Consider the following 22,654-nt stretch of genomic DNA (forward strand, 5'->3'; position numbering starts at 1 on the left):
AAGGACCCCTTCGGCAGGGGGCTAGTGCGTACGCCGACCGGCGCCAGTAGCCGCGGATTCAGGCACTTTTCTTAGTCCGTCCTCCACCCAGCGGCGAAGCGTTGTGGCCGGCGCGGCGCCGGTCTGGGTGGCGATCACCTTGCTCCCCTTCATGAGGAGCAGCATGGGGACGGCCCTGACCGTGAAGCGTTCGGAGACGCCGGGAGCCTGGTCGACATCGATCTTGACGAGCTTCACTCGTCCCGCAAGGTCTTTGGCGATCTGTTCCAGGACAGGGCTGACCGTGCGGCACGGTGCGCACCAGGAAGCCCACAGGTCTACGACCACGGGCACATGCGCTGCCTCGACCGCATCGTCGAACGTCTCGTCGTCGGCATCGGCGATCCAGGGCAACGGGCGTCGGCAGTTTCCGCAACGGGGTAGGCCCGTGGCGACCGCCGGGACGCGGTTACGCCGGCCACAGTGCTCGCACGCGACAATAGTTGCGTGGCTGTCTGCGGGCATCGTTCTCACCTCCTCAGGCCGCGTGCGCTGCGACCTGGGGGTTCTCGTACGTGACTGTTATCTCATCAGCCCGGACATCCACGCGGACGGTCGCGCCATCCTGCACGTCGCCAGACAGCATGGCCCGACCGACCCTGGTCTCGACCTCCCGCGCGATGAACCGACGCAGCGGCCGTGCGCCGAAGGTGGGGTCGTAGCCGCTGCGCGCGATGAACCGGCGCGCCTCCTCGGTGACGTCGAGAGTGATCCTGCGTTCGCCGAGCCGGTCGCGGAGCTGGTCGAACATCAGGTCGACGATCTTCTCGATCTCCTGCTGTGTCAGCGGCTTGAAGAGCACGATCTCGTCGATCCGGTTCAAGAACTCCGGCCGGAAATGTGTCCGGAGCTGTGTGGTGACCATGTCCCGTGCCTGCGTGCTGATCTCTCCGCCGGAAATCGTGCTCTCGGTGAGATACTCAGAACCGACGTTGGACGTCATGATGATGACGGTGTTACGGAAATCCACCGTGCGGCCCTGAGCGTCGGTGAGCCGGCCGTCGTCCAGCACCTGGAGCAAAGCGTTGAAGACGTCGGCATGCGCCTTCTCGATCTCGTCGAACAACACGACGGAGTACGGCTTGCGGCGCACGGCCTCGGTGAGTTGGCCACCCTCCTCGTAGCCGACGTATCCGGGTGGCGCGCCGACCAGCCGGCTCACGGTGTGACGTTCCTGATACTCGCTCATGTCAACACGCACCATGTTGTCCTCGGTGTCGAACAGTGCCGCAGCAAGCGACTTGGCGAGCTCGGTCTTTCCCACGCCGGTGGGGCCCAGGAAGATGAACGACCCGATTGGGCGCCGCGGGTCCTTGATCCCCGACCGTGCGCGGATGATCGCGTCGGCCACCAGTTGGACGGCCTCGTCCTGACCCACGACGCGCTGGTGCAGGATCTCGTCGAGCCGTAACAGCTTCTCGCGCTCGCCCTCCTTCAGTCGAGTCACTGGAATGCCTGTCCACCGCGAGACGATGGACGCGATCTCATCCTCCGTCACCACCTCGCGCAGCAGTCGCTGGCCGTGCTGCTTGGCCGCCAGCTGCTCCTCCTCGGCGTGCAGCCGGCGTTCGAGTTCGGCGAGCCGGCCGTAGCGGAGCTCTGCGGCCCGGTTGAGGTTGTAGTCGCGCTCGGCTTGCTCTGCCTCCAGGCGTACCTGCTCCATCTCCTGCCGAAGTTCCTGCACCCGGCGCAAGGCGTAGCGTTCCGCCTCCCACTGGGCCCGCATGGAGTCGGCCTCGGCGCGCAAGTCGGCGAGTTCCTTACGCAACTCGTCAAGGCGGACTTGACTGGCCGGGTCGGTCTCCTTGGCGAGCGCAGCCTCCTCGATCTCCAGCCGGGTCACCCGGCGGGTGAGCTCGTCGAGCTCGGCCGGCATCGAGTCGATCTCCGTCCGCAGCATTGCGCACGCCTCGTCTACCAGGTCGATCGCCTTGTCGGGCAGGAACCGGTCGGCGATGTAACGGTGGCTCAGCACGACCGCCGCGACGAGGGCGCTGTCCTGGATCTTCACCCCATGGAAGACCTCCAGCCGTTCGCGAAGGCCACGCAGGATCGAGACGGTGTCCTCGACCGACGGCTCGTTGACGAGCACCGGCTGAAGCCTGCGCTCCAGGGCGGCATCCTTCTCGATGTGCCGGCGGTACTCGTTGAGGGTGGTCGCGCCCACCATGTGGAGTTCGCCACGGGCGAGCATCGGCTTGAGCATGTTGCCGGCGTCCATCGCACCTTCGGCCGCGCCCGCACCGACCACGGTATGCACCTCGTCGACGAAGAGGAGGATCCTGCCAGTGGACGCCTTGACCTCGGCAAGCACCGCCTTCAGGCGTTCCTCGAACTCACCGCGGTACTTCGCCCCGGCCACCAACGAGCTCATGTCGAGGGCGAAGATCGTCTTGTCCCGCAGCCCTTCCGGGACATCGCCGTGGTTGATCCGTTGCGCGAGCCCTTCCACGATGGCGGTCTTGCCCGTACCCGGATCGCCGACCAGGACCGGGTTGTTCTTCGTCTTCCGCGACAGGATCTGGATCACCCGACGGATCTCCGCGTCCCGGCCGATCACCGGGTCGAGCCTGCCGGCCGCCGCGTCGGCCACCAGGTCGCGACCGTACTTCTCCAGGGCTTCGTACGCCTGCTCGGGGCTCGCCGACGTCACCCGCTGGCTGCCGCGGACCGTCGTGAGCGCGGACAGGAACCTGTCCCTGCTGAGTCCCTGGTTGTGCATCAGCCGGCCGGCCGCCGTCGCCGTTCCCTCGTCGATGAACGCGATGACGAGGTGCTCGACCGAAACGTACTCGTCCTTGAGGCGGTGTGCTTCCCGGTCGGCCGCCTCGAGCAGCCGGCCGAGGCGTTGGGTGAGGAAGACCTGTCCCGGTTGGGCGCTCGGCCCGGTCGTGCGAGGGCGCCGGCCGAGTTCTGCCTCCACGTCCGACCGCAGCGCCTCCGGGTCCGCGTCGGCCTGGCGGAGCAGTCGCGGTACGAGTCCGTCGGGCTGATCCAGCAGCGCCAGGAGCAGGTGCTCGCCGTCGACCTCGGTATGGCCGAGGCGGAGCGCCGCCGTCTGCGCGTCGTGCAGGGCTTCCTGGGACTTCTGCGTCAGTCGGTTCGGATCCATGAGCGGCCTCCGGTTGGTCTGTGTTGGGGCGGTCGGGATGTCATCGCCAGCTCCGCCTCCAGTTCGGCGATGCGGTCCAGCAGGTCCAGGACCAGGCCGATGGCGGCGTAGTTGAGGCAGGCGCGGGCGTGCAACCGCTTGATCCGACCAAGCCGCGCCACCTGGGCGCGGGTCAGCACCAGCCGGCCGTCCGGTCCCGTCGTGGCCTCGAGCAGGCCGAGCCGTACCATCCGGCCGACCAGCTCGGGATGGACGCCGCATTCGCGAGCGAACGCATCAAGATCGAGCAGCGGTCTGCGGTCGGGTCTCGTGGCCGTCCGCGTCGTGACCTGGGTGATCCGGACGAGCGCAGAGGTCACCGTCGTCGCCTCCTCGAGTCGGATCCGTCGCGTGGGTTGAACGAGGACGAAGCGGCCAACTCCTCGAACAGCCGCCGCTCCTCGGCCGTGAGCCGGGGCGGCACCATCACACGCGCCTCGGCGTACAGGTCGCCGGGCCGGCCGCTCGGGTTCGGCAGTCCACGTCCGCGCAGGCGGAGCTTGCGGCCGCTGGACGTGCCGGCCGGGATCGTCACCTTCGCTTCTCCGCCCGGCGTGTCCAGGGCGACGGTCGCCCCCAGTGCCGCTTCCCAGGGCGCGAGTCTCAGGTCGACGTAGAGGTCGCGGCCCTCCACCCGGTACCGCCGATCTGGGGCCAGCCTTACAACGAAGTACAGGTCACCGGGCGGTGCGCCCGTACTGCCCTGGCCGCCCTGACCCGCGACCCGGATCCGCTGGCCGTTGGTCACCCCGGGCGGAATGCGTACATCGACCCGGCGGGTGCCACCTGGACCGGCCAGCGTGACGGTGCGGCGGCCGCCGTGGTACGCCTCGTCAATGCTGACGTCGAGCTGGGCTTCCTGGTCGGCGCCAGGGATCGGCCCCCAGCCGCGGCCGGCAGCCCCACCGAAGATCCCGCCGAACAGTTCGTCCAGGTCGATGTCCATGCCCTCCTGTCCGCCGAAACGGACCCCCTCGGCCCCTCTCCGGCTGCCAGCGCCGGCACGGGCTCGCCCGGCTGCCTGGGCGCGCGCCCACGTCTCCGGGTCGATGCCCTCGGGAACCTGGCGGAAGTCGGGCCCGAACGCGTCGTAGCGCCGGCGCAGGTCCGGATCGGACAGGACGTCGTACGCCTCGGAGATATCCTTGAACCGCTCCTCGGCCTCGGGATCCTTGTTGACATCCGGGTGATGGGCACGGGCCAGCTTGCGGTATGCCCGCTGGATCTCCTCCTGGCTCGCGGTCCTGGGCACCCCGAGCACCTCGTAGAAGTCCCGCCGCGCCATGAGGACCTCTAACCCGCGTCTTTCGGCCGGGACATGCCGCCGGCGGTGCCATCGTCCGCGGCTGTCGCCACCACCACCGCAGCCGGCCGCAGCTGCCGCTCATCCTCGCCATATCCAGGAAGGACGACACCGACCACGGTGCCTTCCGGCACATCGTTGCGCGGCGTGGTCGCCACCGCCTCGTGCCGCCTCGGATCGAACCGCTCCCCCATCTCGGGCTCCTGACGCGGGAAGCCGAGACTTGCGAGAAGTGCCACGGCCTGGTCTCGCACCGCGCGGACCCCCTCCAGGAGAGGATGTTGGCCGCCGCCTGGGCGCTCGAGATCACCCGCGTGCTCGAGGGCGCGGTCGAGGTTGTCGAGGACGTGCAGCCACTGGGCCGCCACCTGGGTCCGTTCGTCGGTGCGTGCCTGGACGAGCTCACGCGTGGTCCGCTTACGTACGTTGTCGAGATCAGCGAGGGCGCGCCGCCACTGGTCTTCGAGAAACGCCACGCGCTCCTCCAGCTCCGCGGTCCTGACAGCAGCGGTGTCGTCGTCCGCCATCGCCGCGCCAGCCTCCGTCGCCGTGGCGTCCGGTCGCGCAGGGTCTGCCATGGTGATCAGTCCGTCGTGAACTCGGCGTCGATCACGTCATGGTCCCCGCCACCCGATTCCCCTGCGCCCGAGTCCCCACCACGCCCACCGGCGCCCGGACCGCCGGGGCGGGAAGCACCGGAAGCGGCGGCACTCATGCCGTGGAACACCTGCTGCAGATCACCGGTCAACGACCGCAGCCGGTCGAGCGGCACGCTCTGGTCCTTGACCGCCTGCCGGGCGTCGGCGACGAGCATCTGGGCGCGAGCCCGCTCGTGTTCCGGCGTGGCGTCACCGACCTCGTCGAGGAGGCGTTCGACCTGGTAGGCGATCGTGTCGAGCTCGTTGCGGGCGTCGACCGTCTCCCGGAGCCGCGTGTCCTCGGACCGGTGCTGCTCGGCCTCCTGCACCATGCGTTCGACCTCGCTCCGGTCGAGGTTGGAGCTCTCTGTGATGGTGATCCGCTGCTCCGCGCCGGTGTCCTTGTCGCGCGCCGTGACGTTGAGGATGCCGTTGGCGTCGATGTCGAAGGTGACCTCGATCTGTGGTTCGCCACGTGGCGCCGGCCGGATGTTCTCCAATCTGAACCTGCCGAGGACGCGGTTGTCGGCCGCGCGTTCGCGCTCGCCCTGCAGGATCACGATGTCGACGGCGGACTGGTCGTCGTCCGCGGTACTGAACGTCTCGGTCCGCCGGGCGGGAATCGTCGTGTTGCGCTCGATGACCTTCGTCATCACGCCACCGAGCGTCTCGACGCCCAATGACAAGGGCGTGACGTCGAGCAGCAGGACGTCTCGCACCTCGCCCTTGAGCACCCCTGCCTGGATCGCCGCGCCCAGTGCCACGACTTCGTCGGGGTTGACGGTCATGTTCGGGTCCTTGCCGCCGGTCAACCGCCGGACCAGAGCCTGTACAGCCGGGATCCGGGTGGCGCCCCCGACGAGGATCACTTCGTCGATGTCGTCGGCGGTGACCTTGGCGTCCTCCATCGCCTGCCGGACCGGATGGGTGCACCGCTCCACGAGGTCGTGGGTAAGCTCCTCGAACGACGACCGCCTGATCGTCGTGTTCAGATGCCTGGGGCCGCTGGCGTCGGCGGTGATGAACGGCAGGCTGACCGTGGTCTGGGTGACCGACGAGAGTTCGACCTTCGCCTTCTCCGCGGCCTCGAACAGCCGCTGCAACGCCTGCGGGTCACGCCGGAGGTCGATGCCGTCGGTCCGCTGGAACTCCTCGGCCAGGTGGTCGACGAGCCGCCGGTCGAAATCATCACCACCGAGGTGTGAGTCGCCGGAGGTCGCGCGGACCTCCACGACACCGTCGCCGACGTCGAGGAGACTCACGTCGAAGGTGCCGCCGCCGAGGTCGAACACCAGGACCGTCTCATGTTCGCGTTTGTCCAGTCCGTACGCGAGCGCCGCCGCGGTCGGCTCGTTGATGATCCGGAGCACCTCGAGGCCGGCGATACGGCCCGCGTCCTTCGTGGCCTGGCGTTGCGCATCGTTGAAGTACGCCGGAACGGTGATGACCGCCTCTCGTACCCGTTCACCGAGATACTTCGACGCGTCCTCGGCGAGCTTGCGCAGGACCAGGGCGGAAATCTCCTCCGGAGAATAGAGCTTGTCGCGAATCTTGAAACGAGCCGTGCCGTCCGGACCTTCGGCCACGTCGAATGACACGGCGTGCGCCTCACTTTCGACCTCCTCGAACCGCCGGCCAACGAATCGCTTGGCCGAATAGACGGTGCCCTTGGGGTTGAGAATCGCCTGCCGGCGCGCGAGTTGGCCAACGAGTCGTTCTCCCTGTTCGGTGAACCCCACGACCGACGGGGTCGTTCGCGATCCCTCCGCATTCGGGATCACCGAGGGTTTTCCGCTCTCCATCGCGGCAATCACTGAGTTCGTCGTACCAAGATCGATGCCTACTGCGGTGGCCATGTCGTGCCATCCCTGTTCGCAGTGTGCCGTCAGAGCAGGTGAAATACTCCATGACGGGCGTGATGTCGATGCTTCGCAGGTTGTGCAACCGACTCCGACTGACGGGCGCCAGGCCGCCTCGAACGAGCGGAACCCGAGGCTCACCACGCTTCCACGCGACCGACGTCACGACTCCACCAGCCCTTACGATGGCAAGTGTTACTCCGTCGTGAGCTTCGCGCAAAGTATGCCTGGCCCTCGAGTTGGAAAACTTTCGACGCCGATGCACAAGCCCGCCGTCGGCTCGATCTGGGTGGAAGGAAACTCCGTCCAGCAAGGACAAAGGGGGATGTCAGATGCCAATCATGGGAGTCAGCCGGTTCGAGCGGTTCTTCCGCGCCGCCGCTAGTCTGGACGTCGACAAGAACGATCTCAAGCGATACAACGACTTTCTGGACACGAAGATTTACGACCTCCTTCTCATCGGCCAAGCCACCGCGAACGCGAATGGACGTGACATCATCCAGCCGTCTGACCTCCCCCTCACCAAAGGGCTGCAGGAAAGCATTCATGGGTTCCGCAAGCTGGACGAGGACATCGAGCTGGCTCCCATCCTGGAGCAGCTCACCGCAGCCCGACCACCGCTGGATGCTGCCATCAGCGAGGGGACCCAGAACAGACTCCCCGAGATCGCCGGCGGTCTGAGCCTCGCCCTTGCGCGTACATTCAAAATCATCGATCCCGGCCTGAAGAACCCGCAGACCGACCACTGGCGACGCGTCTTCCAGATCTTCGGAACGCTTGTCTGACTGTCGACACGCGACGCTTCGGCGCGACCAGTACGGCAGGCGAAAGCCCGGGGCGGCGAGGGCCACATGCCCCTTAAGGCCACCTGGACACTCGTGATCGGCTTGCGGTGAACGAAAGGAGATGAGAACGATGACGACAGTGTGGCGTGGCCCCGCAAGACGTACACTTCCCGATCTCCTCGACTGGGCCGAGAGGCTTCCCGAAGCACTGGCATGGGCGAACCAGCCGATGACTCAGGGCGCGCAAAGCATGAGGGTCGAGCAGTTCATCGAGGACGGTACTTACACCGTCCGTGCGGAACTGCCTGGCGTAGACCCGGATAAGGACATCACGGTGGAGGTCGACAACGGACTCATGACCATCCGTGCCGAACGCAAGGAAGAGAAGCACGAGCGCGGCACGACCGAGTTCCATTACGGCCAGTTCGAACGGCGCGTCGTCCTTCCCGAGGGCGCCGACGAGGACCAGATCAATGCACGGTACGACGCAGGGGTCCTTGAGGTGTCCGTACCAGTCCGCGAGGAACGTGCCAAGCCGCGTTCAATTCCCGTCCAGCGTACGGCGGAAGGCTCCGGTCAGCACCGCGAGCAGGAGGCGAGCCACCAGACGCAGCCCAGACAGCGCTGATCCGCAACCAGCCGCCTCCCAGCCGACTCCTTTGGAGACCTGATCAGACTGTCGTCGATCGACGCTATGACCGTCTCCCCCAGCACTTGACGAGGCGATTGGGGCTGGAACCCGGTCGTCGGCCATCCCGGTCGACGGTGTTCACGCGTGCCCCTGCGGACAGCCACGTGGTTCGATCCCGCCCCTGCCCACACATTTCCGCAGGTCAGCGGCTTGCAAGGTCTCCAGCGATCGCCCGTCGGGCCTGAAATAGCTGAGACCACGAGGCCCGAAAACTGAGACCACCGGCAGCATCGTGCCCGATCAATGGCATGCAAGCGGCTGATTTTGGAAGCGGAAGGTTGCCGCAGCGTTGTGGGCATTGCGTCCAATGCGTCCGCAGTCGCGGGCTCCCACCGCACGTCCCGTTGACGTTGAGCGTCAGAACCCGGACCAGCGACGGCATGAAGTGGAGCATGTCAGCGACATACGCGTGGTCTGGTCTTCAGGCTCCGTAGGGGGTCTGGCCGCCGTAGTAGGTGGGGGTGCGGGGGGTGTAGTGCTCTTCGAGTGCGGTCACCGAGACCTGGATCTCGTCGATGCCCCGGCGCAGGAATCGGCGTAGACGCGTCTGAACCTGGTCGTGGCCATTGCATTCAATGCGTCCGTGGTCGGGCGGTCCTCGCTCTCTGCGTCGCGTGCTCTGGCCAGCCGACGACGATCCCCTGCGCTCCAGCTTGGAAGCTCTTGCCGACCGACCATGGCGACGGGTAGGCGAAGTTGCCTCATGACGTCAGCGGTTGATCCACTTCTGCATGTGCGAGGGGTAGCGGTCTGTGTGGATGTCGACCTGTGCGGAGTCGTCGGCGAGTTCTTCGAGGTCGTCAGGTGAGAGTTCGATGTCGACGGCGTCGGCGTTCTCTTGCAGGCGCTGGACCTTGGTTGTGCCGGGGATGGGGACGATCGAAGGATGCTGGGACAGTAGCCAGGCCAGCGCCACCTGCGCAGCCGTAGCTCCGGTCCGCGCCGCGATCGCCACCACCAGGTCGACGAGGGATTGGTTGGCGGTGCGGGCCTGTTCGGTGAATCGCGGCAGGACGTTGCGTACATCGGAGTCGGCGAAGGATGTCGTGCTGGCGATCGCACCGGTGAGAAAACCCTTGCCGAGCGGGCTGAACGGTACGAACCCGATGCCGAGCTCGGCCAGGGTCGGCAGGATCTCGACCTCGGGTTCGCGCCACCACAGCGAGTACTCACTCTGCAAGGCCGTCACGGGCTGGACGGCGTGGGCGCGTCGGATGACGTCGACGCCGGCTTCGGAAAGGCCGAAGTGCGTGACCTTGCCGGCGGCGATGAGGTCCTTGACGGCACCGGCAACCTCTTCGATCGGTACGTCGGGATCGACACGGTGCTGGTAGAGCAGGTCGATGCAGTCCACGCCCAGTCGTTGGAGGGAATCCTCGACGGTCGCCCTGATGTGCTCGGGCCGGCTGCTCAGTCCGTTACGCCGGTCTACGTCGAAGGAGAAGCCGAACTTGGTGGCGATGACGACCTGCTCGCGAACGGGCACCAGGGCCTTGCCGACGAGTTCTTCGTTGATGAACGGGCCGTACACCTGGGCGGTGTCGAAGAAAGTAACGCCGAGGTCGACGGCGGCGCGGATGAGGGCGATGCCGTCGTACTCGTCGACGGCGGGGCCGTAGCCGTGGCTGAGCCCCATGCAGCCGAGTCCGAGCGCGGAGACCTCGAGTCCGCTGCTGCCGAGGGTGCGCTTGATCATGGTTCTGCTCCTTGCGGGTTCGGGCACCTGCTCGACGGTAGGACCCGGCTGAGCGATGAAACAGGCACTGGCAGTACCTTCCTCGGCGTGGTGGGCGGCCCGTAGCGTCGAGGTATGGACCGTCAGACCGTGCACGACTTCCTGGTCAGCCGCCGGGCCCGGATCACGCCCGAGCAGGCCGGGATGCCGACCTTCGGGAAGAAGCGGCGGGTCCCGGGACTGCGGCGCGAGGAGGTCGCCTCGCTGGCAGGGGTGAGTTTCGACTATTACGCCCGACTCGAACGGGGCGACCTGTCGGGCGTCTCGGACTCGGTTCTGGAGGCGATCGCGCGAGCTTTGCAGCTGGATGAGGCAGAGCGGCAGCACCTGTTCGACCTCGCCAGGTCGGCGTCGGCCCCCGCTTCCCGAGCGCGTCGGACCAAGCCGGCGGTGACCCGGGTCCGGCCGGCGCTGCTCGGCATCCTGAACGGGATGACCGGGACGCCGGCATACCTGCGAAACGCACGACTGGACCTCCTGGCCGCCAACGAGCTGTGCCTGGTCCTCTTCGACGGCGTACTGACCCGGGACGCCCTGCCCTTCAACCTCGCCCGGTTCGTGTTCCTCGATCCGTACGCCAAAGCGTTCTATCTGGACTGGGACACGATCGCCCGGGACATGGTGGCTTCCCTGCGGAGCAGGGCTGGCCAGGACCCGTCGGATCGCGGGCTGAGTGACCTGATCGGTGAGCTGACGACCCGCAGTGACGGGTTCGCCGTGCTGTGGGCACGTCACGACGTACGCCTGCACCGCACGTCCCGCAAACGGCTGGCGAACCGGATCGTCGGGGAGATCGAGCTGACCGGTGATGCCCTCGAGCTGCCCGGCGACGGGCTGACCATGATCGCCTACACCGCCGAACCCGGCAGCCAAGCAGAGGACCAGCTGGAGCTGCTGGCGGCCTGGAGCGCGACGGCGCACTCCCCCGAGACCAAACCCGCCAACGCAGAAGGGACATGACAGATGGAGTACCGACGACTCGGATCCTCGGGGCTGAAGGTCAGCCGGATCGCCCTCGGCTGCATGAGCTTCGGTGACGGTTCACGGATGCCGTGGGCCCTGAACGACGAGCAGGCTGAGCCGATCTTCCGGCAGGCCGTCGAACTCGGCATCACGTTCTGGGACACCGCCAACATCTACGGCTACGGCAGTTCGGAGGAGATCACCGGCCGAGCCCTCAAGTCCTACACCCGCCGTGAGGACGTCGTTCTGGCGACCAAGCTGTTCCAGAAGATGAGTGACGGTCCGGGCGGCTCGGGCCTGTCCCGCCGAGCCGTGATGGAACAGGTCGACGCGTCCCTGACCCGGCTGGGCACCGACTACATCGACCTGTACCAGATCCACCGCTTCGACCCCGAGACGCCGGTCGAGGAAACCATGGAGGCGCTGCACGACGTGGTCAAGGCCGGCAAGGTCCGCTACCTCGGCGCGTCGTCGATGTGGGCCTGGCGGTTCGCCACCATGCAACACGCCGCTGACCTCCACGGATGGACCAGATTCGTGTCGATGCAGGACCAGTACAACCTGCTGCACCGCGAAGAAGAGCGGGAGATGTTCGGGCTGCTCGCCCACCAAGGCGTCGGCAGCATCCCCTGGAGCCCGCTCGCCGCCGGACGGGTGACCCGCCCCTGGGGCGAGAAGGGCACCAACCGGTCGTCGACCAGCCCGGACGTCGACATGTACGGACGGCCGCTCTTCCTCCCCAGCGACCAGGCCATCGTCGACGCCGTACAACGCATCGCGGAGCAGCGAGGCGTGTCGATGGCCCAGATCGGGATGGCGTGGGTGCTGAAGAACCCCGTCGTCACCGCGCCGATCGTCGGGCCCACCAAGCCCCACCACCTCGCAGACGCCGTTGCCGCTCTCGACATCGAACTCACCGATGACGAGGTGACCGCCCTCGAGCAGCCCTACCTGCCCCGCCTACCCACCTACTTCTAGATCGCCAGTAGCGCATCCTCTCTTGCCACCGGCGCAGGACAACGGCCAAGGCGTACCTTGGCGGGGGCGCCTCATCATGAACGGGCGTCGTTCTGCGGCTCGACCATCTCAGTGCGTCTGCAGTGACAGAGCCCGATCCTGCAAGGCACAGACATTTCCAGGGCCTGCTTGGCACCCGCTCGGACGAGCCCTCAGCCGCCAACGCTTGTTCGCCGCCGCCATCGTCCTCATCGTCCCGCCCGATCACCCACCTGAAGAAACGAACGCGAATGACCGACCTGACCCGCAGGGCGATCCTCAGTGCCAGCCTCGCCGCAGGCGGGGTCGCGGTCGCAGATTGGCTGAGTGGATGCACGCCCGAGAGCCCACAACCACCACGCCCAACGTCACCGTCGGAAAGATCACCCGACACCGCCGCGACTCCTCCCCAGGAAGCCGCATCCAGAATTCTGCTCGTCTTCTTTTCCCGCGCAGGAGAGAACTATTGGGAGGGCGGCAGGCGCGACCTTGAGGTCGGGAACACAAAGGTGCTCGCGGAAATGATCGGTGAGCGCGTCGCCTGCGACATCTACGAGATCGTCGCGGCCGACCCGTACCCCGAGGCCTACGACCCGACCGTGGAACGCAACGTCGAAGAACAGAACACCGACGACAGGCCGGCCATTGCCAGAGAACTACCCGACACCAGCGGCTACGACACCGTGCTGATCGGCAGCCCTGTGTGGAACATGCAAGCACCCATGATCATGTCAACCTTCATTGAGAAGGTCGACCTCAAAGGCAAGACCATCCTGCCCTTCGTCACCTACGCCGTCAGCGGCATGAGCGGCGTCGACGACGACTACGGCACCGCACTTCCGGACTCTACAGTGGCCACGGGCCTCGCGATCCGCGGCGAAGACGTGCCCGACGCTGCTGAGGACCTCGACAACTGGCTCGAAACGAACCAGTTGGCTGGCCGGTAGATGCCGTCGAGGCGAGCAACAGACTGTCTAGCCTCGCCGAGGAGCTCAAGTCCTTGCCAAGGCTGCAGGACACGACGTACTTGGTGGTGTTGTTGAAGAACGGCGCGCCTTCGTCTTCCTCGACCGTCCGGGTCGACCAGGGGCGCGAACATCTCCACGCCGCATCCGCCCTGGAGCGGATCCATGCCCACGTCGGACGACGTACACACCGCTCCCGCCGCCTGCTGGGGATCAACCTGCGCCATCGAAGTCGGCACTGCTGTCCGTTACGCGCGTAAGCGTCTCGCCAGTCGGCAGACGAAGTCGACGACCATGTCCCCCACCCGGATGGGCACTCCGCACGTGACGCGTCGCGGGTCGGCTGGTCTTGTGTTGATGTCCGCGAGTCGTTGGTCTCGTCGTCCTTCCGCGTGTTCAGCCTCGATCGGGTGGACTGGTTGTGCGGAATCGGGCTCGATAGTCTGCCGGGGCGATGCCGACCAGGCGGTGGAATGTTCTGCGTAGTGTCTCGGCAGTGCCGAATCCGTAGCGCCGGGCGATTGTCTCCACCGGGTCGTCGCGCTCGGACAGGTTCCGTTGGGCCGCCTCGACGCGGACTCGTTCGACGTACGCGGCCGGAGGTAGGCCGAGCTCGCGGGTGAATCGTCGCTGCAGATGTCGGGAGCTCAGCCCGGCCAGTGACGCCAGGTCGTCGATTGCGTGTCGCGCGCCGGGATCACTGTGGATCGCGTCCACGACGCGGCGCATCGCGTCGCTCTCCGGCTGGATCGACCACAACGGCACGCTGAACTGTGACTGGCTTCCTGGACGACGCAGGAAGAGGTTCAGCTCCCGCGCGACATCCAGCGCCGCCTCCGCGCCAAGATCTGCCTCCACGAGCGCGAGGGCGAGATCCATCCCCGCTGTCACGCCGGCGGAGGTCCAGAAGCGTCCGTCCTGGACGAAGATCGGGTCACAGTCGACGACGACGGCTGGATACTCCCGCGCCAACCGCTCTCCCTCCTTCCAGTGCGTGGTCACCCGGCGACCATCCAGCAGCCCAGCCTCGGCGAGGAGAAACGCACCGTTACAGACTGACGCCACCCGCTTGGCCGACCTGGCGGCAGTCGCGATCCAGTCGACCAGCCTCCGGTCGGACCGCGCCGCAAACACGCCCTCCCCGCCCGCGACCACCAAGGTGCCGATGCGACGCGGACTCGCCGTCGCCACCGACTGGTCCGCGTTGACTGACAGCCCTTTGCTCGTACGCACCGGGCCGTCTTTTCCGGACACCACCAAGCGCTCGTACCCGGCATGGCCGAACACCTCGAATGGACCCACGAGGTCGAGCGTCTGATGACCGTCGAAGATCACGAACGTGACACCAGCTGGCTTCATGGCTTCAGTTTGACCCTGGAGGGTAGATGGCGTCCAGGACACGTACCCCACAGATCGTGCCATCACGCCATCGCTATCCGCACGATGCCTCCTCAATTGGCCCGAACCTGGGCAGAACGCCGCGGGCGGCGAGTGGTGGCCCGCCTGCATTGTCGGCACGACTCGTCACCGTGGGATGGCGCGATCTGTGGGATGCGCGTCGTGGACGCCGCGCCGAGACGCCGGCAGGGTCGAAGTATGACCACGGCAGACCTTGTCCATCGCGACGTTCCACCATGGCGGCGTCAGCCGCTGATCGCCGTGCTGGCACGGGGCCGGCATGCTCAACTGGCCGGCCTTGGGCTGCTCGTCCTGGCCACCTCGGCGCTCCCGCTGGCGGGTCCGCAGGTCCTCCGCATGTTCATCGACAACGCCGTGCTCGCCAGACCGGCGCCGCTGCTGGCACTCCTCGCCGGCGGCTTCCTCGCCGTCTCCTTGGTCCATCATGTGGTGGCCGTCGCTGTCAGTTACGCAAGCACGCGGTTGGCCTGGGTTGCCACCAACGCCCTACGCGAGGAACTCGCACGCCATGTCCTCGAGCTGGACCTGTCGTTCCACGACGAGCATTCGCCCGGCGAGCTGATCGAACGTACGGATGGGGACGTCACCGCGGTGTCGTCCTTCGTGACCTCGCTCGTCGTTCAGGTCGTCGGCAGCTTGCTCACGCTCCTTGGTGTCCTGGCCGTGGTGTTCCTCGAGGATTGGCGGGTCGGGCTCGGCATGGTCGGCTTCGTGGTCGCCGCGTCTCTTGCGATCGCTGGCCTGCGCAAATTCGCCGTACCTGAAGCAATCGAGCGTCGAGCCGCCTCGGCCACGTTGTTGGGTGCGATCGAGGAGCGGCTGAACGGCGCGGATGACCTGCGTGCAAACGGCGGCGGTGACTACGCGGTGCGCCGTTTCCAACGCACGTTGGGCTTCTTCGTCCGCGCGTCGATGCGCGCGTCGATGGCGATGCGCGCCGTGTGGGTCATCACGGCGGTGCTCTTCGCCGCGGGCGGGATCATGAGCCTGGTGGCCGGAACGATGCTCTTCCAGGCAGGGGCGATCAGCCTGGGCACGGTCTACCTGTTGTTCCGTTACACCAGCCTCCTTCGCGACCCACTCGAGCAGATCTCGGAGCAGCAGCAGGTGGCCCAAGAAGCCGTCGCCAGCTTCACTCGCATCCAGCGGCTGTTCGACGAGCAGCCGGCGATACGCGACACCGGCCGCTCCATGTTGCCATCGGGTCCTCTGGACGTGGAGCTATCTGGCGTGAGCTTCGCCTACCCGAACGGCGCGAGGGTCCTCCACGAGATCGACCTTCGCATTGAACCCGGGAAGGTGGTCGGCGTCGTTGGACGTACGGGCAGTGGCAAGACCACCTTGACACGCCTGCTGCTGCGGTTGCTCGTTCCGGCCGACGGGGTCGTACGCGTTGCGCACACCGACCTACGTGACGTGCGTCTGGCCGACCTACGTCGACGGGTGGCGCTGGTGACGCAGGACGTGCAGGTGTTCGATGCGACCGTACGCGACAACCTCACGCTGTTCGGTACGCATCGAGCCGACGATCGCGACCTGGTCGGCGTGCTGATCGACCTGGGCCTCGGGCCCTGGTATCGGGGCCTGTCGGCAGGACTGGACACCATGCTCGGTCCTGGCGGCGCGGGCATGTCGGCCGGGGAGGCCCAGCTGTTGACGTTCGCTCGGGTCTTCCTGCGCGACCCGGGTCTGGTCGTCCTGGACGAGGCCACCTCCCGGCTGGATCCGGAGAGCGAAGGACGGATCGAGCGAGCGGTGGACAAGCTGCTCGCCGGGCGGACGGCGATCCTGATCGCGCATCGCCTCGGCACGCTCGACCGGGCGGACGAGATCGTCATGCTCGACGCGGGCCGCATCATCGAACGCGGTGCCCGCCACGACTTGCTCGACGATTCCAGCTCCCGTTTCGCCGCCTTGCAGGCAAGTGCCTCGGGGATGCCGTGATGAGCCAGCGAGAGTTGTCAGTGTGGCGGGCTACTGGGCGGATCGCCCGCTACCGGCTCGGCCTGTTCTCCCTCAGCTTCGTGCAACTCACTGCCTGGACCAGTTCGACGTTGCTCATCGGGTGGCTGCTCCAGCAGGTCTTCGACGCGCTCAGCGGTGCCGCGCCGGCGGGATTCGGCGTGTATGAGATCGTCGCGGCGCTCGCGGGCGCAGAAGCTGCCCGCGCCGCCGTGATGTGGGGCGGCGTCATACGCGCACGTTGCTGGCAGCATATGGGCGGCCTGTTGCGGCTCAACCTGCTCCGCGCACAGCTGCACAGTGGCGGACCGGACGCCGGAACGACGGCCGTGTCTCCGGGCGAGGCGCTGAGCCGCTTCCGTGACGATGTTGACGACTTCCTCGCGTTCCTCGAGACCGCGATCAACGCGGCCAGCAAGGTGGTACTCACCGTCGGCTCCATGGCGATCATGCTATCCATCGAGCCGGTCATCGCGCTGGCGGTCGGACTGCCTCTGGTTGTCACGGTGGTCGTGACCAGGCTGGCGCGTGAGCGGATCCGCGCCTACCGAGCGGCACACCGGCGGACAACGGCAACGGTCACGGCACGGCTCAACCAGGCATTCGGAGCCGTACTGGCGGTGAAGTCGGCCCACGCCCACAACGGCATCCTCGGCCATCTCGCCGACGCGAACGAGCGCCGTCGCCGCACCGGGCTGCGTGACGAACTCCTCAGCCAACTACTGGGACGGTTCAACCGAGCGTCCGTGGACGTCAGTATCGGGGCGGTCCTGCTGCTGGCCATACCTGCCACGCATCGGGGAGACTTCACGGTGGGAGACCTAGCCCTGTTCGTCAGCTACATCAGCAACCTGGTCTGGGTCCCCTACTACGCCGGTCAGCTGCTGGCCCGGCATCGTCAAGCGGGTGTCGCCATCGACCGGATGGCCGCGCTCGTTCCGGCTGCGCGACCGGATGCGCTCGTTGCCCACCGGCCCTGGCGAGATCCAGAGCCCCAGCCGCCGACGCCACGCAAAGGGCGATCTGCATTAGAACGGCTCACAGTCACCGGGCTCACCGCCAAGTATCCGACGTCAGGTCGCGGTATCCACGACGTGAGCCTGACCCTTGAACGCGGGACCTTCACCGTCGTGACTGGTCCAGCTGGTGCGGGCAAGTCCACGTTGCTCCGCGCCATTCTCGGGCTCCAGCCGGCCCAGGCCGGAACGGTGTGCTGGAACAAGGCTGTGGTCACCGATCGTGCCGAGTTCCTGGTGCCGCCTCGGTCCTCGTACGTGCCACAGGTACCGCAACTGTTCAGCGAGTCGCTGCAGGACAACGTGATGCTCGGTCAGGAGGACCGAAGCGGCCTCCAGGCAGCCGTACACACAGCGGTCCTCGACCGGGACGTCGCGTCGATGCCGTCCGGACTGCACACGCATCTCGGCGCGCGTGGCGTGCGGCTGTCCGGCGGTCAGGTGCAGCGCACTGCGATCGCTCGGGCCCTGGTGCGCCGTACCGATCTGGTCGTACTGGACGACGTCTCGAGCTCCCTTGACGTCGAAACCGAGAGCCGTCTGTGGGACCGGCTGGTCGCCGACCCCGGTCGTACGTTGCTGGTGGTCTCCAACCGTCCAGCCACCATCGCACGCGCCGATCAGATCATCCGCCTCGACCACGGCGAGATCCGGCCGCGGCGCATTCATGCGGCCCCGGCGCAGATCGAGCTGAGCCGCATCGACCGGGGGTCCGCCGAGTGGATCGACGTCGAACACCTAGCGCGACACGGACAGCGAGGCTGATGCCAACGTGCCTTCGCGACCACCAGCCAACACCTGCCGCATCATCGCCGAACGAAGGAGAGAGAGAACATGCAAGTCGCCATTGCGCTGTTCCCGAAGGCCACCATCCTCGACGCTATCGGCCCGTACCAGGTGTTCGCGGGGGTGCCCGACGCCGAGGTCGTCGTCTGCGCCGCGCGGAAGGGCCGAGTCTCCGACGCCGGCGGCCGGGTGCACATCGACGTCGAGCACACCTTCGACGACGTGCCGGAACCCGATGTCCTGCTCGTTCCCGGCGGCAACGTCACCCGTCAGATGACCCACGACGATCCGATCCTCGACTGGATTCGCTCGGCGCACGAACACACCATCTACACCGCGTCGGTCTGCACTGGAGCGCTGCTCCTCGCGGCGGCCGGCCTGTTGCGAGGACGACGGGCCACGACGCACTGGGTGGCCTATGACGCGTTGCGCGAGTACGGCGCCGAGCCCATCGAGCAGCGAGTGGTGTTCCAGGACCGGATCGTCACCGGCGCCGGCGTCTCCGCCGGCATCGACCTGGCGCTGGAGGTCGCCGCCAGACTGAGCGGGCCCGAGGTCGCACAGTCCATCCAGCTGAGCCTTGAGTACGACCCACAGCCGCCCTTCGACGCCGGATCCCCCACCAATGCGCCGCAGGCCGTCATGAACCGGCTCCAGAGCATGGTCTCCCTTTGGCAATCACCACAGCGTCGGCGCCCGGTCGGGAGTGTCGGCCGGGTCTCTGCGGAGGAGGTCGCGAGCGATGGACAAGCAGTTGAGAGGTGAACCCGCTCGCCGGGAGACCTGCGATCTACAGATCTTCCGCCTACTCCTCGCGAAAGGGGTCCTTCATGGCAAGCCATGCAGTGGTTTTTGCAAATCCCTCTGGAGTGATCCGGTACTGGAGCTCTGGAATGGTCGAACTGTTCGGGTTCAGCGAGTCAGAGGCTCTCGGAGCCACCTTGGACCTCATCGTTCCGCCGGACTATCGAGAGCGTCACTGGATCGGTTATCACGCCGCGATGGATCTGGCGGACGGTGTCGTCGACCACGGATCGTTCAATGTACCGGCGCTCCACAAGGACGGCCAGACGATCCGAGTCGAGGTTCACCTGCACGTTATTCATGACAGCCGCGGCCGAGTTGCTGGAGCGTTCTCCGCCTTCAGCCCGGACGAAGGTCCCTCGGCCTCGATCGAAGCCCTCTGACAAGCCTGTTGCCGTCCCGCCTGACCTCCTTGGTGAGTACGTCCAAGTCGGGCTTTGCTTCTGCAGCCAGGCATCAGGACCATCAGCAGTGCGGCACGAACCAGGTCAAGGATCTGCGACCGGCGCTCCTCCGCTGCCATGGGGTCTCACGTCCGGGGTCGGGTGGCAAGCGACTGCACCGCGATCGCCGCCGGCATCTTGCGATATCGAACACTGTCGGCCAAATACCGAGACAAGATGGCCATAGTTGCCCGCCACGCTTGACCGAGTCCGCATCCTTAACGACTGTGTGATCTTCCGAACATCGAACGCGCAGTTCGCGCACGTAGTCGGCCATGGGGACGCAGAGCGATCCAGCCGTGAGGTGAGTCGGCCGTCGACAACCCCGCAGCTTCGAGCGGGACCGTCGACCAAGGGAGGTAAGCGCTCTCCAGCCGGGCTGACGACCGGGCGATGCACGCGGTCCACGCGGAAGGGACACGAACGAATGAAGGACACACGCCGGGTCACCAACCGCCCATTGTCCAGGCGGGCAGTACTTCATCGACTAGGGGACTCGACGATGCTGAGGATCAAACTCCGCTCTGCACTGTTGGCATTGAGTGCTCTCGCGGCAACCTTGACGGGGGTGGGAACTGCCGGAGCAACAGGTCCCGCGGCCGCACCGGAAACCGCCGCAGCGAAAGACGGCTGCGTGCGTACCGTAGATGTCACAGACACCACGGGCCTTCAGGCAGCGGTCGATGACGCACAGTCCGGCGACTGCATTGTGCTGGAGGACGGCACGTATGTGGCCTCGACGATCACGGCTACCGGCACACCGGGTTCGCCGGTACGCATCGTGGCCAGCAGCCGAGGCAAGGCAGTCTTCACCTCCGGAACGCTGGAACTCCGCGGGTCGGAGCACGTCGTTCTCGACGGAATGACGTGGACGAGCACAGGCAACGTTCGGATCGTCGACTGTCGGCGCTGCCGGATCACCAACTGGACCTTTCCGGAGCGACCGGGCGGTTCTGAGGTCGTCCATCTGACCGGCGACTACAACGAGCACAACCGGATCGACCACTCCGACTTCGGGCCGCGAGGGCAGGAGGGGCGCTTCATCATGGTGCATGGCACCAACCCGAACCTCGCGAAGCACACCCGGATCGACCACAACTACTTCCACGGAGTGGAGCCTGGGCCACAAGGTGGTGAGTGCATCGTGCTCGGTGGCGGCGGCGCGTGGGCGGACTACACCGACACCTACAGCATCGTCGAGCACAACCTCTTCGACGGCTGCGATGGTGACGCCGAGGTGATCTCGGTGAAGTCGTCGAGCAATGTCATCCGCCACAACACGGTCCGGTCCTCCAAAGGCATGATCGTGTTGCGGGCAGGCAACCGAAATGTCGTTCACCACAACACGATTCTCGGTGACGGCAAGGAAGGCTCCGGCGGAATCAGGTTCTACGAAGAGGACCACGAAATCTACGCCAACTATGTCGATACCGAAGGCGCCCCGCTAATTGTCGGCAACGGCACGCCGCGCGGCGAGGGATTCAGCAACGCCCAGGTCTTCCGGCCGAACATCTACCGAAACACCTTCATCGGACGTACGAACGGCGTACAGATCGGCGACCACCGGCCGCTGCCGCCGGTTGACATGACCTTCCGCCAGAACCTCGTGAGGGCTTACGCCGGCATGGGGATGGACATGCGGATCGAACCGATCAATCCAATCTACAAAGACAACATCCTCCAGCTGCGCGGTACTGCCACCGCCGGGATCTCAGCGCCGCCGGAGTGGTTCCGGGTGATCGACCAGACCGGCTCGGTGCCAGCGACAGAAGCAGCGGACAGTGAGGATGCGGTAGCGACGGAAGCGACGAGCAGCGAGGCCGGAGCGGCTGAACCGGCCGCCGGCGTAGCCGCACCGGCGCCGCTCTCGACAAGCGACGTGGGTCCGCGGGCGCGGGCGAAGCCTTTCGTCCATCCAGGTGTGCTCGTGAGCAGGGATCAGCTGAACTTCGTGCGTTCCAAGGTCGACGAGGGTGCCGAGCCGTGGGCGACGGCCTACGAGCAGATGCGGGCGAGCAAGTTCGCCTCGTTGGCGTGGGAGCCGCGCCCACGGGCGCTTGTCGAATGCGGGCCGTACTCCACTCCCAATCTGGGTTGCGTGGACGAGCGTGAGGACGCGCTTGCCGCGTATACCCATGGGCTGTTGTGGTACATCACCCGTGACGCCCGGCATGCGGAGAAGGCGATCGAGATCCTCGATGCCTGGTCAGCGGCTCTCGAAGGGCACACCGAGCACAACGCGCCGTTGCAGGCGGGCTGGTCGGGTGCGTCGTTCGCACGGGCTGGTGAGCTGATGAAGCACACCTACGGCGGCTGGCCGGCGGATCGGGTGGAACGCTTTGCCGGCATGCTTCGCGATGTGCACCTGCCGCAGGTGTTGGTCGACCGGCGGCCGAACTACAACGGCAACTGGGAGCTCATCATGTTGGACGCCGCGGTGGGGATCTCGGTGTTCCTCGACGATCGGGAGTCCTTCAACACCGCGGTCGACATCTGGAAGCGTCGGGTTCCGGCGTACTTCTATCTGGAGTCCGACGGTCCGCTGCCGGTGCCTCCACCGGATGGCACCAAAGACACGCCGGAAGAGCTGATCGCGTACTGGCAGGGGCAGGACACATTCGTCGACGGCCTGTCACAGGAGACCTGTCGGCGATTCCACTACGTCGGTTGGGGCATCGCCGCCACCGCCCACGTGGCCGAAACCGCGCGGATCCAGGGCCTCGGCCTCTATGGCGGTGTCAAGGAGCGGTTGACGAAGGCGATGGAGTTCCACGCGGCCTACGACCTGGGCGCCGAGATCCCCGACTGGCTCTGCTCCGGGACCGCGGACGTTGGTCTCGGGCCAACGCTCGAAGTTGCCTACAACCACTACAAGAACCGGGCCGCGGTCAACCTGCCGCTGACCGGTGACCTGATCGAAAGGGATCTGCGACCGACCGGGCCGAGCCACTTCCTCGGCTGGGAAACCCTCACCCACGCAGAGAATCCGACCGGACGCCGGTGATGGTGCTTGGCACCAGCACCAATCGGAATATTGAGAGGATTGCAATGACGCAAAGATTCTGGAGACGTCCGGCGGTTGCGGTGTGCGCCGCCCTA

Annotated in this window: 18 protein-coding genes; 10 read left to right on the forward strand and 8 right to left on the reverse strand. The window is 66.4% G+C overall.

The features are described 5' to 3' along the window. Positions 1 to 21: 21 nt before the first annotated feature. From trxA to dnaK, 6 genes are read right to left on the reverse strand one after another with little or no spacing between them, the layout of a single operon-like run. Positions 22 to 504, reverse strand: coding sequence for a thioredoxin (gene trxA / locus ABNF93_RS31060; RefSeq protein WP_349331810.1), 483 nt, complete (start codon positions 502 to 504; stop codon positions 22 to 24). A gap of 13 nt (positions 505 to 517) precedes the next feature. Then, positions 518 to 3,151 (reverse strand): ATP-dependent chaperone ClpB, encoded by a 2,634-nt coding sequence (gene clpB, locus ABNF93_RS31065; protein WP_349331811.1) that lies wholly within the window; start codon positions 3,149 to 3,151, stop codon positions 518 to 520. Continuing rightward, positions 3,133 to 3,510 (reverse strand): chaperone modulator CbpM, encoded by a 378-nt coding sequence (locus ABNF93_RS31070; RefSeq protein ID WP_349331812.1) that lies wholly within the window; start codon positions 3,508 to 3,510, stop codon positions 3,133 to 3,135. The genes clpB and ABNF93_RS31070 overlap by 19 nt, the downstream gene beginning before the upstream one ends. Beyond that, entirely contained in the window at positions 3,507 to 4,475 is a 969-nt protein-coding gene (locus tag ABNF93_RS31075) for a DnaJ C-terminal domain-containing protein (RefSeq protein ID WP_349331813.1), read from the reverse strand. The genes ABNF93_RS31070 and ABNF93_RS31075 overlap by 4 nt, the downstream gene beginning before the upstream one ends. An 8-nt stretch (positions 4,476 to 4,483) precedes the next feature. Beyond that, a complete protein-coding gene (locus ABNF93_RS31080; RefSeq protein ID WP_349331814.1) occupies positions 4,484 to 5,071 on the reverse strand; it encodes a nucleotide exchange factor GrpE in 588 nt (195 codons plus the stop codon). 5 nt (positions 5,072 to 5,076) lie between these two features. Then, positions 5,077 to 6,987, reverse strand: coding sequence for a molecular chaperone DnaK (gene dnaK, locus ABNF93_RS31085; RefSeq protein WP_349331815.1), 1,911 nt, complete (start codon positions 6,985 to 6,987; stop codon positions 5,077 to 5,079). A 335-nt stretch (positions 6,988 to 7,322) separates the two neighbouring features. On the opposite strand from dnaK, the gene ABNF93_RS31090 reads away from it, so the two are divergent. Both ABNF93_RS31090 and ABNF93_RS31095 read left to right on the forward strand, forming a co-directional pair. Beyond that, a complete protein-coding gene (locus ABNF93_RS31090) occupies positions 7,323 to 7,775 on the forward strand; it encodes a DUF1931 family protein (RefSeq protein ID WP_349331816.1) in 453 nt (150 codons plus the stop codon). 130 nt (positions 7,776 to 7,905) lie between these two features. Continuing rightward, positions 7,906 to 8,403: an Hsp20/alpha crystallin family protein gene (locus tag ABNF93_RS31095; RefSeq protein WP_349331817.1), complete on the forward strand. Its 498-nt coding sequence runs from the start codon at positions 7,906 to 7,908 to the stop codon at positions 8,401 to 8,403. Positions 8,404 to 9,175: 772 nt separating this feature from the next. Here the strand turns inward: ABNF93_RS31095 and ABNF93_RS31100 are convergent. Next, positions 9,176 to 10,162 (reverse strand): aldo/keto reductase, encoded by a 987-nt coding sequence (locus ABNF93_RS31100; protein WP_349331818.1) that lies wholly within the window; start codon positions 10,160 to 10,162, stop codon positions 9,176 to 9,178. A gap of 114 nt (positions 10,163 to 10,276) precedes the next feature. Between ABNF93_RS31100 and ABNF93_RS31105 the strand changes: the two genes are divergently transcribed. The 3 genes from ABNF93_RS31105 (at position 10,277) to ABNF93_RS31115 (ending at position 13,107) form a co-directional block, all read left to right on the forward strand. Next, entirely contained in the window at positions 10,277 to 11,161 is an 885-nt protein-coding gene (locus tag ABNF93_RS31105; protein ID WP_349331819.1) for a helix-turn-helix transcriptional regulator, read from the forward strand. Between the two features lie 3 nt (positions 11,162 to 11,164). Next, positions 11,165 to 12,142 (forward strand): aldo/keto reductase, encoded by a 978-nt coding sequence (locus ABNF93_RS31110; protein WP_349331820.1) that lies wholly within the window; start codon positions 11,165 to 11,167, stop codon positions 12,140 to 12,142. A gap of 269 nt (positions 12,143 to 12,411) precedes the next feature. Continuing rightward, complete coding sequence (locus tag ABNF93_RS31115; RefSeq protein ID WP_349331821.1) at positions 12,412 to 13,107, forward strand: flavodoxin; 696 nt, start codon at positions 12,412 to 12,414, stop codon at positions 13,105 to 13,107. A gap of 414 nt (positions 13,108 to 13,521) precedes the next feature. Here ABNF93_RS31115 and ABNF93_RS31120 read toward each other — a convergent pair whose 3' ends face one another. Next, positions 13,522 to 14,484 carry a GlxA family transcriptional regulator gene (locus ABNF93_RS31120; RefSeq protein WP_349331822.1) on the reverse strand — a complete coding sequence of 321 codons (963 nt, stop codon included), beginning with the start codon at positions 14,482 to 14,484 and terminating at the stop codon, positions 13,522 to 13,524. A gap of 237 nt (positions 14,485 to 14,721) precedes the next feature. On the opposite strand from ABNF93_RS31120, the gene ABNF93_RS31125 reads away from it, so the two are divergent. The 5 genes from ABNF93_RS31125 to ABNF93_RS31145 all read left to right on the forward strand — a co-directional run bounded on the left by ABNF93_RS31125 (position 14,722) and on the right by ABNF93_RS31145 (position 22,559). Further along, positions 14,722 to 16,488 carry an ABC transporter ATP-binding protein gene (locus ABNF93_RS31125; RefSeq protein ID WP_349331823.1) on the forward strand — a complete coding sequence of 589 codons (1,767 nt, stop codon included), beginning with the start codon at positions 14,722 to 14,724 and terminating at the stop codon, positions 16,486 to 16,488. Further along, positions 16,488 to 18,287, forward strand: a complete 1,800-nt coding sequence (locus tag ABNF93_RS31130; RefSeq protein WP_349331824.1) for an ATP-binding cassette domain-containing protein — start codon at positions 16,488 to 16,490, stop codon at positions 18,285 to 18,287. Before ABNF93_RS31125 ends, ABNF93_RS31130 begins: the two co-directional genes overlap by 1 nt. 69 nt (positions 18,288 to 18,356) lie before the next feature. After that, positions 18,357 to 19,073, forward strand: coding sequence for a DJ-1/PfpI family protein (locus ABNF93_RS31135; protein WP_349331825.1), 717 nt, complete (start codon positions 18,357 to 18,359; stop codon positions 19,071 to 19,073). 65 nt (positions 19,074 to 19,138) lie between these two features. Then, positions 19,139 to 19,495, forward strand: a complete 357-nt coding sequence (locus ABNF93_RS31140; RefSeq protein WP_349331826.1) for a PAS domain S-box protein — start codon at positions 19,139 to 19,141, stop codon at positions 19,493 to 19,495. 694 nt (positions 19,496 to 20,189) lie between these two features. After that, entirely contained in the window at positions 20,190 to 22,559 is a 2,370-nt protein-coding gene (locus tag ABNF93_RS31145) for a chondroitinase-B domain-containing protein (RefSeq protein ID WP_349331827.1), read from the forward strand. The last annotated feature ends 95 nt before the right edge of the window (positions 22,560 to 22,654 follow it).

This window comes from Actinopolymorpha sp. B9G3 (assembly GCF_040120725.1).
Classification (GTDB): Bacteria; Actinomycetota; Actinomycetes; order Propionibacteriales; family Actinopolymorphaceae; genus Thermasporomyces.

Coding starts and splice junctions, on each gene's coding strand:
- ABNF93_RS31110 (WP_349331820.1), top strand. CDS start 11,165: ATGGAGTACCGACGACTCGGATCCTCGGGGCTGAAGGTCAGCCGGATC.
- ABNF93_RS31130 (WP_349331824.1), top strand. CDS start 16,488: ATGAGCCAGCGAGAGTTGTCAGTGTGGCGGGCTACTGGGCGGATCGCC.
- ABNF93_RS31120 (WP_349331822.1), bottom strand. CDS start 14,484: ATGAAGCCAGCTGGTGTCACGTTCGTGATCTTCGACGGTCATCAGACG.
- ABNF93_RS31105 (WP_349331819.1), top strand. CDS start 10,277: ATGGACCGTCAGACCGTGCACGACTTCCTGGTCAGCCGCCGGGCCCGG.
- ABNF93_RS31140 (WP_349331826.1), top strand. CDS start 19,139: ATGGCAAGCCATGCAGTGGTTTTTGCAAATCCCTCTGGAGTGATCCGG.
- ABNF93_RS31115 (WP_349331821.1), top strand. CDS start 12,412: ATGACCGACCTGACCCGCAGGGCGATCCTCAGTGCCAGCCTCGCCGCA.
- trxA (WP_349331810.1), bottom strand. CDS start 504: ATGCCCGCAGACAGCCACGCAACTATTGTCGCGTGCGAGCACTGTGGC.
- clpB (WP_349331811.1), bottom strand. CDS start 3,151: ATGGATCCGAACCGACTGACGCAGAAGTCCCAGGAAGCCCTGCACGAC.
- ABNF93_RS31100 (WP_349331818.1), bottom strand. CDS start 10,162: ATGATCAAGCGCACCCTCGGCAGCAGCGGACTCGAGGTCTCCGCGCTC.
- ABNF93_RS31135 (WP_349331825.1), top strand. CDS start 18,357: ATGCAAGTCGCCATTGCGCTGTTCCCGAAGGCCACCATCCTCGACGCT.
- dnaK (WP_349331815.1), bottom strand. CDS start 6,987: ATGGCCACCGCAGTAGGCATCGATCTTGGTACGACGAACTCAGTGATT.
- ABNF93_RS31080 (WP_349331814.1), bottom strand. CDS start 5,071: ATGGCAGACCCTGCGCGACCGGACGCCACGGCGACGGAGGCTGGCGCG.
- ABNF93_RS31075 (WP_349331813.1), bottom strand. CDS start 4,475: ATGGCGCGGCGGGACTTCTACGAGGTGCTCGGGGTGCCCAGGACCGCG.
- ABNF93_RS31090 (WP_349331816.1), top strand. CDS start 7,323: ATGCCAATCATGGGAGTCAGCCGGTTCGAGCGGTTCTTCCGCGCCGCC.
- ABNF93_RS31125 (WP_349331823.1), top strand. CDS start 14,722: ATGACCACGGCAGACCTTGTCCATCGCGACGTTCCACCATGGCGGCGT.
- ABNF93_RS31095 (WP_349331817.1), top strand. CDS start 7,906: ATGACGACAGTGTGGCGTGGCCCCGCAAGACGTACACTTCCCGATCTC.